Origin of the sequence: Agrobacterium sp. B1(2019), from assembly GCF_008274755.1 — a bacterium.
Taxonomy (GTDB): Bacteria; Pseudomonadota; Alphaproteobacteria; order Rhizobiales; family Rhizobiaceae; genus Agrobacterium; species Agrobacterium salinitolerans.
In genome coordinates this window covers 195,673-208,306 of the sequence record NZ_VTPB01000005.1, presented here as the reverse complement: position 1 = coordinate 208,306, position 12,634 = coordinate 195,673, and the positions used below count along the sequence as shown (strand labels likewise).

Here is a 12,634-nt window from a genome sequence, read left to right as displayed (position 1 = left end):
TTTTGCCGTTTCCGATTTTTCTCTCGCCCTGTGAGCCTGTTTGCGGTTGATTGGTCAGTGCGAAAAGCTGTGTCGTAAATTTTGTTATTCACATCTATTTATCTATTGATTATAAATAAATTTATCGACGTAAAACATTACAACTTTTATGAAGACATCGCCCTTGCTATTAATTTTTGCCGATGATCTGACCGGAGCGCTCGACGCCGCCGCCCCTTTTGCCGGTCGCGGGCTGGCGACCGAGGTTGCCATCGGGCTTGACGGTGCGCGTGCGGCGTTGGCGAATGCGCCTGCCGTCGTTAGCGTCAATCTCGGCTGCCGCGACGGCGAGGCGGATGAAGCCAGCCGCCGCACGCAGGAACTGCTGGGGCTGCTTCCGGTCGATACCATCCTTTTCAAGAAGATCGATTCCCGCCTGAAGGGGCATATTGCGGCGGAAATGGATGCGATTTCCTATCGCCACGCGCTTGTCGCGCCCGCGATTCCGGAGTTCGGACGCGTCGTTATTGGCGGAGCCGTTTCCGGCTTTGGCGTCGACGCTGCCATTCCGGTTCATGAAAGGCTGCGCGGGCATGCCGACCGTTGCACGATACCCGATACGCGATCAAAGGGCGAAATCGCGGAGGCTCTCGCCGCCGCGCAGGCGCAAGGGGCCGATCTTCTGGTCGGCGCACGCGGGCTTGCCGAGGCGCTGGCTGAGGCGATGACGGCGCAGGCTGTTCCTGAGGCCGCGATCATTCCGGCCGGAAAGGGGCTTTTTGTCATCGGGTCTCGCGATCCGATCACGGTGGAGCAGATTGACGTTCTCAAAAGCGTTGGACCTGTTTCGATCATTGAGGCGCCGAATGGCGTCATGCCCCGCCACACCGATGACGGTGCCGGTCTGATGCTGGTTCAAGCGACGCAGGGTGCGGAAAATGTGTCGCCGCTTGCGGTTTCAGACCGGTTGGCGCAAGGCGTCGTGCCGCATTTTACTGCCGGAGCGGCAAGACTGCTGTTGTCGGGTGGAGCCACGGCGGAGGCGGTGCTGCGGGCCATGGGCGTTTCGCGCTTGCGTCTTGCCGGCGAATGCCTGCCGGGTCTCGGCGTGGGCTGGTCCGGCGATCAATGCATCATTGCGAAGTCCGGCGGTTTTGGGCAAGCTGACACGTTGAAACGGATCGCGAAAATGATGCTTGGCGACAATGACGCTGGAGAGAGCTGACCAGATGGGGCTGATGAAAGAAACGGCGCGCAAGGCACTTCCGGACATTATTTTCGAGAGAATGCACCGGGCGATCAAATCCGGCGCCTACAAGCCGGATGAGCGGCTGCCGACCGAGCATGAACTCGCCATGGAATTCGAAGTATCGCGGCCGGTGGTGCGCGAGGCGTTACGGCGGCTGCGCGAGCAGGGGTTCATCTATTCCCGCAGAGGCTCCGGCAGCTATGTCAGGGCCTTCGGCCTGCGCGAGCCGCTCGGCTTCGGACAGCTTGAAAACGTCGCGGACCTTCTCAACTGTTACGAATTCAGGCTGACGCTGGAGCCGGCAGCGGCGGCGGCCGCGGCTCTGCGGCACGATGGCGAGAGACTTGCGGCGATCCGGAAGGCGCTCGAACTGATGCGGGATGCGACCAATCGCCAGTCCCACCGCGAGGATGCCGATTATCAGTTTCACCTCGCCATCGCACGGGCGGCGCGGAACAGTTATTTCTCCACTGCGATGGAAGCGCTGAAGGACCATATTGCCGTGGGAATGAAGTTCCACGGCATGTCAGTGAAGCGGGAGGCATCCGGTCTGACGCGTGTTTTTGCCGAGCATGAGGCAATCGCAAAGGCGATTGCCGATGGGGATGCAGAGGCGGCACGCCAGCTGATGCTCCAGCACCTGACCGGATCGCGCGATCGCCTGTTTGAGTCTTCGCACACGGATTAAGCGGGTGACTGAAGACCGATGCGCGCGTTCGCGCACCGGATTTTTGCTTAGAAGGCGTGGCGGTAAACGCCGAGCACATCCTCGAGGCTCATGTCGACGGGGTTATTGTCCATCAGCCGGCGGATGGCATGCGCATCCTCAGCGTAGCGGGTAAGATCGGCTTCAGTCGCGCCGTGCCGTGCGAGCGACATTTCGATGCCGAGCCCGGCACAAAAATCCGTCGCGGCCTTGCGCAAATCATCAGGCGAAAGATGTTCGCGAAGCCCGAGCGCTCCCGCCACTTCCGCCGTCTTCGCAGAAACGGCGGGCTGGTTGAAGGCCAGAACATGCGGGAAGACGATGGCGTTCGCCAGCCCGTGCGGCAGGTTAAGAAGCGTGCCGAGCGGATAGGCGATGGCATGGCCGGCGGCCGTATTGACCGGACCAAGGCAGATGCCGCCATAATAGGAGGCAAGCATCATGCCTTCCCGCGCTTCAGTATCCGCACCGTCGCGGACGGCGCGCGCCAGATATTTACCGACCAGTGCAAAGCCCATGCGTGCGAAACCGTCGATCATCGGATGGGCCTTGCGATTGGTGAAGGCTTCGACGCAATGGGCCATGGCGTCCACACCCGTTGCCGCTGTAACGGCTGGTGGGACCGAATAGGTGAGTTCCGGATCGAGCACGGCGAAATCCGCAATCAGATGAGGGCTTTCGACCGCGATCTTGCTGCCTTTCACCGGGTCTGTGATAAGCGAACGGATGCCGGCTTCGGAGCCGGTTCCGGCGGTGGTGGCGATCTGCACCAGCCGCGTGTTGCGCCCGGCAACCCTGTTCGGTCCAGCCACATCCTCAAGCGTCTGGCCGGAATTCCAGACCGCCGCGACCAGCTTCGCCACATCCATTACCGAACCGCCGCCGAGGCCGATGACGAGATCCGGCTTGGCGGCGCGTGCCGCGGCAAGGGCGGCTTCGAGCGTTGTGGTGTCCGGCTCGCCGGGAATGGCGTCGAAGACAGTGAAAGGACCCGGCAATTGCAGCCGTTCGGCAAATTTGGCCGTCAGCGGTGTGGCGATAACGAGGGTCGATGCGGTTTTCCCCGCCCAGACGCCGACCTGTGAAACGGTGCCAGCGCCAACGGCGAGCCGGCGTGGCTGGTGGATGAGAATGGGAGCTGTCGACATGGTGCTCATCCCTTTCGGTCCTTGCCCGCCACCAGCTTGCGCGCATAGGCGATGGCCGCATTCATGTTGCCGTGATTGGCGATGCCCTTGCCGGCGATATCGAAAGCCGTGCCGTGATCGACGGAGGTGCGGTCTATCGGCAGATCGACGGAGACATTGACGGCGGTGTCGAAAGCGACAAGTTTGATCGGGATATGGCCCTGATCGTGATATTGCGCGACGACGAGATCGAAAGCGCCGGAGTAAGCCCGGTGGAACACGGTGTCGGCGGAAATCGGTCCCTGCACCTCGATGCCTTCGGCGCGTGCGGCGACGACCGCCGGTGCGATCTGATTGTCATCCTCGTTGCCGAACAGGCCGTTTTCACCGCAATGCGGGTTGATGCCGGCAACCGCGATGCGCGGTTGACCATAACCGATGCGTTTCAGATGCGCGTTGCCGGCTCGGATGGTTGCCAGCACCCGCTCCGTCGTCGCCCGGCGAATGGCTTCCTGCAGGGAGACATGGGTGGAAACGTGAATGACCTTCAACCGCTCTGAAGCAAGCAGCATATAGGCGGCCGAGGAGCCGGTGAGGCTTCGCAACATGCCGGTGTGCCCGTCATAATGGTGACCGGCGAGATTCAGGGCTTCCTTGTTGATCGGCGCGGTGACGATGCAGCCGATTGCGCCCGCTTCGGCATCGCGAACAGCCTTTTCGATAAAGCGGAACGCGGCGTCTCCGGCAACAGGCGACAATGTACCCCAGGGCAGCGGCGCGTTCTCCACTGGCAGGTCGACCACGTGCTGAGAAAGATCGATATCAACGCCGAGCGCATCCCGCGCCGCTTCCAGCGTGGCGAGGTTGCCGTAAATACGCGTCGCTGCACGATCCGAACCGGACATTTCGGCGAGCGCCCGCACCGTGATCTCCGGGCCGACACCACAGGGATCGCCCATGGTGATGCCAATAATATTGCTCATCTTTGTCTCCCGTCGTTCTCGTCAGCCCAGCCGGGCGCCAGCCGGACATATTTGATTGCACGGCGATGATAGGTGTAGCTTGCATGCAGCGTACCGTCCGGCGCTTCCAGAAGCCACGGATAGGACATTTCCAGATTGCGCCCATCGGTCGAATCGTTCGAAAGGCAGGTGCCTGGCCCGTCTTCGATCAGGATTCTGGTGGCAAAACTGCGCCCGTCATCGTCGGACAGGCAGATTGAAACAGGCGCGCGCGGCACGCCCCAGACGGGAACGCACCCGCCGCTCGGATCGGCATCCGGCCTGTCGTCGTCCTCTCCCAGTTCGTCGTAAAGCGAGGCGCGGCGATCGCTCGACTGCGCGGCATTGACGGGGTTGCAGATCATAGCCAACCTGCCATCGTTGAGCTTGATGACCGCAATGGAGGAATTATTGTTGGGCACATCGGTCGGCTCCGGCTTTGACCACGAGCGGCCGCCATCGGCGCTTTGCGTGCGGTAGACGAAGTCAGCCTGACGGCGGCGGAAGAAGGCGGCGTAGTCCCCATTCGTCACCGCAACCGGGCTCATATGCACGCAGCCGGTCGATTCCTCGAGATCCTGCAATCGCCAGGTCGCACCATTGTCCGTGGATATGCCGAGCGCTGCCGTATCGTGGCTACCGTTCCATTTCTGGCCGGGACGCTGGATGCAGCGGAAGATCGGCAGCAGCCAGGCACCGTCATCTCGGATGCGCAGCGGCGCGCGGATGAAGCAGCCCTGCGGGAGATCGAGAAAACGTCCTTCCTCGGAAACAAGCTTTTCCGGCGCAGTCGCGTCGCGGTGGATCCGCGCCATGCGAATGCGGCATTCATCCTGATTACCGGAGGGCTGAGCGGTATGAAACAGCCACAGAACGCCATCCGGCGCGGTGAAGACAACCGGGTTCTGTTCGGAATGGGAGGGGTCGTGGCTCAGTCGCTGCGGCGGTCCCCACCGGGTTGCACCCGCCGTCAGTACGGATGCGAAAATCGAAATATCCGATTTTCCTTCCAGCGTGCCGCCGAACCATGCGCAGAGCAGGGCGCCATCGTCCAGAAGGTGCAGGAAGCTCGCATGGTTCTGGATCATGGGCGACGGCAGAAAGGCTTCCTGCCGGTTTTCCGATACGGCATGCATGGTTCCGGTCATGGCGCGAGCGATGTCATCAGGGGTCATCGTGGTCTCCTCTTGTCTCGATGAAAATGACATATTCAAAAAGTTGTCAAGTTTATTTGATAAAAAAGAAGATCGAAATTTTTTGATTTTTATAATTAAATCGCTGTTTATTAATGATAAAATATAGGATCGAAACTCAGATGAAAGCCGCAATAGAAAAATAAATTGACAAAAAATATGATAGCGTCGATGCTTCGCTAACGGGTGGAGGAGACAATCATCCGCATGCCATGCTCCTTAATGCAGGAGACGGGGATTTTTTCAGATGCCCCTTGCGGCGCGCCGCCATGTTGCTGAATTTCTGAATCTGGGAGGAGAACGGAATGAAGAAGTCATTGATTGCGGGCGCCCTTGTCTTGGGTTCCTTCAGCGCTGCGGTTTCGCCGGCGCTCGCGGCATCGGGTCCGATCAAGATCGTGCTGGCGGAAGAGGCGGACCTGCTGGAGCCCTGCATGGCCACCCGCTCCAACATCGGTCGCATCATCATGGAAAATGTCAGCGAGACGCTGACCGAGCTTGATGTGCGCGGCAAAAAGGATGTTCAGCCGCGCCTTGCCGAGAAGTGGGAGCAGAATGCCGATGGAAGCTGGCGTTTCCACCTGCGCGAAGGCGTAAAGTTTTCCGACGGCACGGCGTTCGATGCCAAGGACGTCAAGCACAGCTTCGAACGCATTATGAGCGACAAGAACGCCTGCGAGTCCCGTCGTTATTTCGGTGGCATGACGGTGACCCCATCGATCGTTGATGATTACACGATCGACTTCAAGGCCGAACCGGCGCAGCCTATTCTGCCGCTCTTGATGTCGTTGGTCACCATCGTTCCCGAAGAAACCAAGATGGAATTCATCCGAGAGCCTGTCGGCACCGGGCCCTACAAGCTGACCGACTGGACGCCGGGCCAGCAGATTGTCCTCACCGCACGCGACGACTATTGGGGCGCCAAGCCGCAGGTGACGGAAGCGACCTATCTTTTCCGTGCCGATCCTTCGGTTCGCGCGGCCATGGTGCAGACCGGCGAAGCCGATCTCTCGCCTTCGATTTCCCAGCTAGACGCCACCAATGCGAAGACCGACTTTTCCTACCTCGACAGCGAGACGGTCTATATGCGTCTCGATCACAATATAGAGCCGCTGAACGATGTGCGGGTGCGCCGCGCGCTCAACCTCGCCATCGACCGGCAGGCCTTCCTCGGCACGCTGGTTCCAGAAGGCGCCGTGCTGGCCACGGCGCTCGTTCCGCCGACCACGCTTGGCTGGAACCCCGACGTCAAGGTCTTTCCCTATGACCCCGAGGGCGCAAAAAAGCTGCTCGAGGAAGCAAAGGCTGCCGGTGTGAAGGTGGATGCGCCGATCACCATCATCGCGCGTACCGCGAATTTCCCCAACGTCACCGAGATCATGGAGGCGATCCAGCAGCAATTACAGGATGTCGGTTTCAAGATCGACCTGAAATTCGTGGAAGTGGCCGAGCACGAAAGCTATTATTCCAAGCCCTTCAAGGAAGGCAGGGGACCGCAGATCGTCGCCGCCATGCACGACAATTCCAAGGGCGACCCGTCCTTCACCATGTTCTTCAAATATGCCACCAAGGGCACGCAGTCCGGCTTCTCGGACAAGAAGGTTGACGATCTGATTGAACGTGCATCCGCAGCGGTCGGTGACGAGCGCGCCAAGCTCTGGTCGGAACTCATCGCTTATCTGCACGACGATGTGGTGGCCGACGTGCTGCTGTTCCACATGGTCGGCTTCTCCCGCGTCTCGGAACGGCTGGACTTCAAGCCCACCATCTCCACGAACTCGATGCTGCAGCTTTCGGAAATCGGCATCAAATAAGACCCCGCGTCTTGTCAATTGAGAAGCGGCGGCGCAGCGAAAGCTTCGCCGCCGAATTGAAAAACCGGAGGCAACCATGCTGAGTTTCATCCGAAAACGTTCCGTTGCGAGCCTGATCTCCCTGATCGGCCTCATCGTGATGGTTTTCTTCCTGTCGCGCCTGACGGGGGACCCGGCCGCATTGTTTCTGCCGGTGGAGGCTTCGGAGGAGTTGAAGCAGCAGTTTCGGGCGCTGCACGGGCTGAACGATCCGCTGACGGTGCAGTTCCTGCGCTATGCGGGCGATGTGATGACGGGTGATCTCGGAGAATCACTGAGAAAAGCGCGCCCGGCGCTGGATGTGGTGCTGGAGGCTTTTGTCTGGACGCTCTGGCTCGCTGTCATCACCATGTCGCTTGTTACCTCCGCCGCCATCGTCATCGGTTCGCTTGCGGCTTTCCGCTCTGGTGGCTTCTTCGACCGCATGGCTTCCAGTATCTCGCTCATCGGTGCATCCGTGCCGGATTTCTGGTTGGCAATCGTCGCCATCGTCATCTTCTCTGTCAATCTCGCCTGGTTGCCCACGTCGGGAACGGGCTCCGTGCTGCACTGGATATTGCCGATCGCAGTCCTTTTTGTTCGCCCCTTCGGCATTATCGTGCAGGTGGTGCGCGGCTCGATGATCGGTGCTTTGTCCTCGGCCTATGTCAAGACGGCGCGCGCCAAGGGCGTGAAGTCGGGTCCGATCATTTTCATCCACGCTTTGCGAAACGCCATGCTGCCGGTCATCACCGTCATTGGCGATCAGGCGGCAAGCCTTCTGAACGGCGCCGTCATCGTCGAGACCATTTTCGGTTTTCCCGGCGTTGGCAAGCTGATGATCGATTCCATTCTTCAGCGCGATTTCAACGTTGTGCTGGCCGCCATTCTCGTGACCGCGCTGGCGATCTTCCTGATGAATCTTCTGATCGATATCGCCTATGCGCTCCTCGATCCGCGTATCCGGCACTGAGGATGCCTTTCAGCCATGAGCCTTTCCAGCGCCGACACCGAGATCACCGCCGAGCCGTCCTTCGCAACACGTATGCTGCGCATGTTGTGGGCGGATAAATTCGCGCTCTGCGCCGCGATCTTCCTGGTCATCGTCGTTATCCTCGCTTTTGTCGGCCCGGCATGGCTCGGCGATCTGGCGACGAAACAGAACCTGCGCGGACGCAACCTCGCCCCGTTCGACTGGCAGCGCGAGTGGTATTTCTGGCTGGGGGCGGATGCGCTCGGCCGTTCGCTTCTCGCGCGCATTGTCGCCGCAACGCAAAACACGATGATGATCGCCGCCGGCGCGGTGCTTCTTTCTGCCATCACCGGCACCGTGCTCGGGCTGATTGCCGGTTTTTCCTCCGACCGTGTCGGCCAGATCATCATGCGGCTTGCTGATGTGATCATGTCGTTCCCGTCGCTCTTGATTGCGGTCATCGTGCTTTATCTGCTCGGCTCCTCCATCCTCAACCTGATGCTGGTTCTCGCCATCACCCGCATTCCCGTTTACATCCGGACGACAAGGGCGGAGGTGCTTGAGGTGCGCGAGCGTATGTTTGTGCAGGCGGCGCGCGTGATGGGCGCATCCGGCAAGCGCATCCTGTTCCGCCACATCCTGCCCGTCGTGTTGCCGACGCTGACGACGCTTGCCACGCTTGATTTCGCCTATGTGATGCTGGCGGAAAGCGCGCTGTCCTTCCTCGGTATCGGCATTCAGCCGCCGGAAATCACCTGGGGCCTGATGATTTCGCAGGGGCGGCAATATCTCACCAATGCCTGGTGGCTGTCCTTCTGGCCGGGACTTGCCATCATCCTCACAACCCTGTCGCTCAACCTGCTTTCCAACTGGCTGCGCATCGCGCTTGATCCCGTGCAGCGCTGGCGCCTGGAAATGAAAGGCCGCAAGCATGGCTGACCGTCTTCTCGACGTGCGCAACCTTTCCGTGGAGTTCCACACCGCAAACGGTGTCGTCCATGCGGTAAAGGATGTCTCCTACCATATCGACCGTGGCGAAACGCTGGCCATCCTCGGCGAAAGCGGTTCGGGCAAGTCGGTATCGTCCTCGGCCATCATGAACCTCATCGACATGCCGCCCGGACATATCAGCAGCGGTCAGATATTGCTCGACGGTCAGGACCTTCTGACCATGCCGACCGAGGCGCGCCGCGAGATCAACGGCCGGCGCATCGCCATGATCTTTCAGGACCCGCTCAGCCACCTCAATCCGGTCTATACCGTCGGTTGGCAGATCCGCGAGGCGATGACCACCCATGGCATGAGCAATGCGGCAGCGGAAACGGAGGCGAGGCGGCTTGTCGCCCGCGTCGGCATTCCTGACCCGGACGGGGCCTTGAAGAAATATCCGCATGAATTTTCCGGCGGTCAGCGCCAGCGCGTCATGATCGCCATGGCGCTGGCGCTTCGGCCCGATCTCCTGATCGCCGATGAGCCGACCACCGCGCTTGACGTGACGGTGCAGGCTGAGGTGCTTTCGCTGCTCAAGGAATTGCAGCGGGAAACCGGCATGGCCGTGCTCATCATTACTCACGATCTCGGCGTCGTCGCCGAAATCGCCGATCGCGTGGTTGTGATGGAAAAGGGTGTTCTGGTCGAGGCCGGCACGGTTCGCGAGGTCTATCGAAATCCGCAACACCCCTATACCCGCAAGCTCATCAGCGCAGCACCCGGCAAGGGCGACATGCATGAGCCGCAGGGGGTGGGCGAAGCGCTGCTCAGCGTGCGTGACGTGCGCAAGCGTTACGGCGCCTTCGAGGCGCTGAAGGGCATTTCCTTCGACCTCATGCCCGGAGAAACCATTGCCGTCGTCGGTGAAAGCGGTTCTGGCAAATCGACGCTGGCGCGTATTCTCTTGCGGCTGGACGAGCCGGATGCGGGCAGCGCCTTGTGGAAGGGCCGCGACCTTTTCAAGCTCTCGCCTGCTGAACTTTTTGCGCTCCGGCGCGATTTGCAGATGGTGTTTCAGGACCCCACCCAGTCGCTCAATCCGCGCATGACCGTGTTTCAATTAATTTCCGAGGCCTGGGTCATCCATCCGGAGATATTGCCCAAGGCAAGATGGCGTGAACGGGTTGCCGAATTGCTGCATCAGGTGGGTCTCTCGCCGGAACATATGCGCCGTTATCCGCACCAGTTCTCCGGCGGTCAGCGGCAGCGGATCGCGATTGCCCGCGCATTGGCGCTGGAACCCAAGCTCATCATCTGCGACGAAGCGGTCTCGGCTCTCGATGTCTCGGTTCAGGCGCAGGTCATCGCACTTCTGGACAAGCTGCGCCGCGAAATGGGCCTCTCTTTCATCTTCATCGCGCATGATTTGCCGGTTGTTCGGGATTTTGCCGATCACGTCATGGTCATGCAGCGCGGAGAGGTTGTAGAGTTGGGCACTGTACGCCAGGTGTTCGAAGCGCCGCGCGAGGCCTATACCCGTGCGCTTTTATCCGCCAGCCTCAATCCCGACCCCGATATACAATCTCAGCGTCATGCCGCCGTCACCGGTGACGCCGTCGCAAATTCACGCGGAGTTTTTTCATGAGCAAACAAGCTTTCGTCGCGCTCGTTACCTGTTTCAACGAGGACGAAACCATCAACTATGAGGCAACCCGCGCGCAGGTGCGCCGCCAGGTGGCCGCCGGCAACAACATCATGTGCGCCGGCACCAATGGCGATTTTACCGCGCTGACGCATGCGGAAAAAATCCGGCTGACCGAAGAGGTGGTGGACCAAGTTGCAGGCCGTGCCAAGGTCATCGTGAATGCGGGCATGCCCGCCACATTCGAAACCCTGCAACTTGCCAAAGCCTTCGACCGCATCGGCGTCGACGGCATCGCCGTCATCACGCCCTTCTTCATCGCCTGTACGCAGGATGGCCTGATCCGCCATTTCTCGACAGTGGCCGATGCCGTTGAAACGCCGGTCTATCTCTATGACATTCCCGCCCGCACCCAGAACCACATAGAGCCTGAAACCGCACGCAAACTCGCCATCCATGACAATATCGCAGGCATCAAGGATTCCGGCGGCGCGCAGCAGACGCTCGAAGCCTATCTTCAGGTGGCAAAGGAGATGCCGGGTTTCGATGTCTATTCCGGCCCGGATCACCTCGTTCTCTGGTCGTTACAGAACGGCGCGGCAGGCTGCATTTCCGGCCTCGGCAACGCACTGCCGGATGTTCTGGCCGGCATTCTCAATGCTTTCAACGCCGGCGATATCACCGAGGCCGAACGCCAGCAGGCAATCTACACTGACTTCCGCACCGATCTCTACGCCCTCGGCTTCGCACCCGCCATGGTCAAGCGCTCGCTTTATCTCCAGGACCCTTCCGTTGGCGCCAGTCGCCAACCGGCCCTTCTGCCGGATAAAGCGCAGGATGAAAAAATCCTGGAAATCTTGCGGCGTTATCAACGGCTCTGACGCCGTGATCGACTGTAACGCGCACCGCAGCGGATCGTTTGTGTCACCTTAAAAATATCTGCCAAAACGGCCAGAAGCCGATGCATTTCCCGAGCCTCATCCATGGCGAATAATTTGTGACATAAACACGAAATTCCCCTTGTCAGCCCCGCCATTGATGTTTAAGAGGAGCGCGCAACGCAAGCGTTCGCGCATGCGGAGAGGTGGCAGAGTGGTCGAATGCACCGCACTCGAAATGCGGCATACCTGCAAGGGTATCGTGGGTTCGAATCCCACCCTCTCCGCCAAGTTGTAACCCCCCCCCCCCCACCAGATTACCTGTAAACCCTTGGATTGCCGCGCAAAACCTCTGATCGCTAGCGGCTCTTGAGGAGTGAAATCATGCAGGTATCGCGCCCGGTACACCTTCCGGTACACGTCGGGGTATCGCCCGAGCCGTCGAATCAGATGCCGTCTGCGAAGCCCAAAGGCAGGGGACCCGGTCCCTACCTCGCCAAATCCGGCTCCGTCTACATCTTCCAGATCAAGGTATCAAAGACGGGCGGCGGCACATGTGCTATTCCTCCGTTGCGGCTAAGCCTCGGCGCCTGCTCCCACAGGCGCGCCAGGCTGTTAGCCGACCTTCTGGCGGCGAAGGCCAGATTGATGTTCGATGAGATGAGGCACGGTAGAGGCATGCAAGATGACGACGACGGCGAGATGCGGGCTCTTGAAGCCGTCATCGAGATGAAAGGCGCGCTGAAGGCCTATCTCCGGATGATCGACCGCTCGGACGCGCGGATCCCTATTGGCGAACTGCAGGCATCCGCGACCTCGTCAGCCTCAATAGGGGACTGGAGCAGCAGGCCCGCGGCGAGCCGTTCAACGAACTTGTTGTCGGCCATTCAGAGATTCTGAAGCAGTCCGCCGCAAAACTCTCGGCATCGTCCGCGCTCTCGAACGCTGTGTCGAAACAGGTCCCGACCATTCCCCCGTCTACGGCATCGTCGTTGCCGCAACGGGAGACGGATAAAGGACACGCACCTCCTCAGCCCCTGCCGGATGACGAAGGCACCCGTCGCGATGGTCATGGGAGGCTCATTCCGGCCTTCGAGCTGGATCGACGAACGGTTAAGCGTCCG

11 protein-coding genes and 1 tRNA gene are annotated in these 12,634 nt (G+C 60.1%); 9 read left to right on the top strand and 3 right to left on the bottom strand.

All coding sequences use genetic code 11. The features are described 5' to 3' along the window. Positions 1–163 precede the first annotated feature (163 nt). Complete coding sequence (locus tag AGR1_RS27515; RefSeq protein ID WP_080794544.1) at positions 164–1,204, top strand: four-carbon acid sugar kinase family protein; 1,041 nt, start codon at positions 164–166, stop codon at positions 1,202–1,204. A gap of 4 nt (positions 1,205–1,208) precedes the next feature. Next, a complete protein-coding gene (locus AGR1_RS27510; RefSeq protein ID WP_003506041.1) occupies positions 1,209–1,916 on the top strand; it encodes a FadR/GntR family transcriptional regulator in 708 nt (235 codons plus the stop codon). A gap of 47 nt (positions 1,917–1,963) precedes the next feature. On the opposite strand, the gene AGR1_RS27505 is transcribed toward AGR1_RS27510, so the two are convergent. From AGR1_RS27505 to AGR1_RS27495, 3 genes are read right to left on the bottom strand one after another with little or no spacing between them, the layout of a single operon-like run. Next, positions 1,964–3,091 (bottom strand): iron-containing alcohol dehydrogenase, encoded by a 1,128-nt coding sequence (locus AGR1_RS27505; RefSeq protein WP_149149076.1) that lies wholly within the window; start codon positions 3,089–3,091, stop codon positions 1,964–1,966. After that, the gene (pdxA, locus tag AGR1_RS27500; protein ID WP_149149075.1) at positions 3,088–4,044 is read right to left on the bottom strand and encodes a 4-hydroxythreonine-4-phosphate dehydrogenase PdxA; all 957 of its coding nucleotides are present in this window, start codon (positions 4,042–4,044) and stop codon (positions 3,088–3,090) included. Before pdxA ends, AGR1_RS27505 begins: the two co-directional genes overlap by 4 nt. Next, on the bottom strand, positions 4,041–5,237 hold the full coding sequence (locus tag AGR1_RS27495; protein WP_149149074.1) for an exo-alpha-sialidase: 1,197 nt from the start codon (positions 5,235–5,237) through the stop codon (positions 4,041–4,043). The genes pdxA and AGR1_RS27495 overlap by 4 nt, the downstream gene beginning before the upstream one ends. Positions 5,238–5,560: 323 nt before the next feature. Between AGR1_RS27495 and AGR1_RS27490 the strand changes: the two genes are divergently transcribed. The 7 genes from AGR1_RS27490 (at position 5,561) to AGR1_RS27460 (ending at position 12,410) form a co-directional block, all read left to right on the top strand. Then, a complete protein-coding gene (locus AGR1_RS27490) occupies positions 5,561–7,069 on the top strand; it encodes an ABC transporter substrate-binding protein (RefSeq protein ID WP_080794536.1) in 1,509 nt (502 codons plus the stop codon). A 76-nt stretch (positions 7,070–7,145) separates the two neighbouring features. Further along, on the top strand, positions 7,146–8,060 hold the full coding sequence (locus AGR1_RS27485; protein ID WP_080794535.1) for an ABC transporter permease: 915 nt from the start codon (positions 7,146–7,148) through the stop codon (positions 8,058–8,060). Positions 8,061–8,075: 15 nt separating this feature from the next. Then, entirely contained in the window at positions 8,076–8,999 is a 924-nt protein-coding gene (locus tag AGR1_RS27480; protein WP_080794533.1) for an ABC transporter permease, read from the top strand. Then, positions 8,992–10,635, top strand: a complete 1,644-nt coding sequence (locus AGR1_RS27475) for an ABC transporter ATP-binding protein (RefSeq protein ID WP_080794532.1) — start codon at positions 8,992–8,994, stop codon at positions 10,633–10,635. Before AGR1_RS27480 ends, AGR1_RS27475 begins: the two co-directional genes overlap by 8 nt. After that, positions 10,632–11,513: a dihydrodipicolinate synthase family protein gene (locus AGR1_RS27470; RefSeq protein ID WP_149149073.1), complete on the top strand. Its 882-nt coding sequence runs from the start codon at positions 10,632–10,634 to the stop codon at positions 11,511–11,513. Before AGR1_RS27475 ends, AGR1_RS27470 begins: the two co-directional genes overlap by 4 nt. Positions 11,514–11,710: 197 nt before the next feature. Next, positions 11,711–11,800: transfer RNA gene (locus AGR1_RS27465), tRNA-Ser, on the top strand. A gap of 94 nt (positions 11,801–11,894) precedes the next feature. Continuing rightward, complete coding sequence (locus AGR1_RS27460) at positions 11,895–12,410, top strand: hypothetical protein (RefSeq protein ID WP_149149072.1); 516 nt, start codon at positions 11,895–11,897, stop codon at positions 12,408–12,410. Positions 12,411–12,634: the final 224 nt, after the last annotated feature.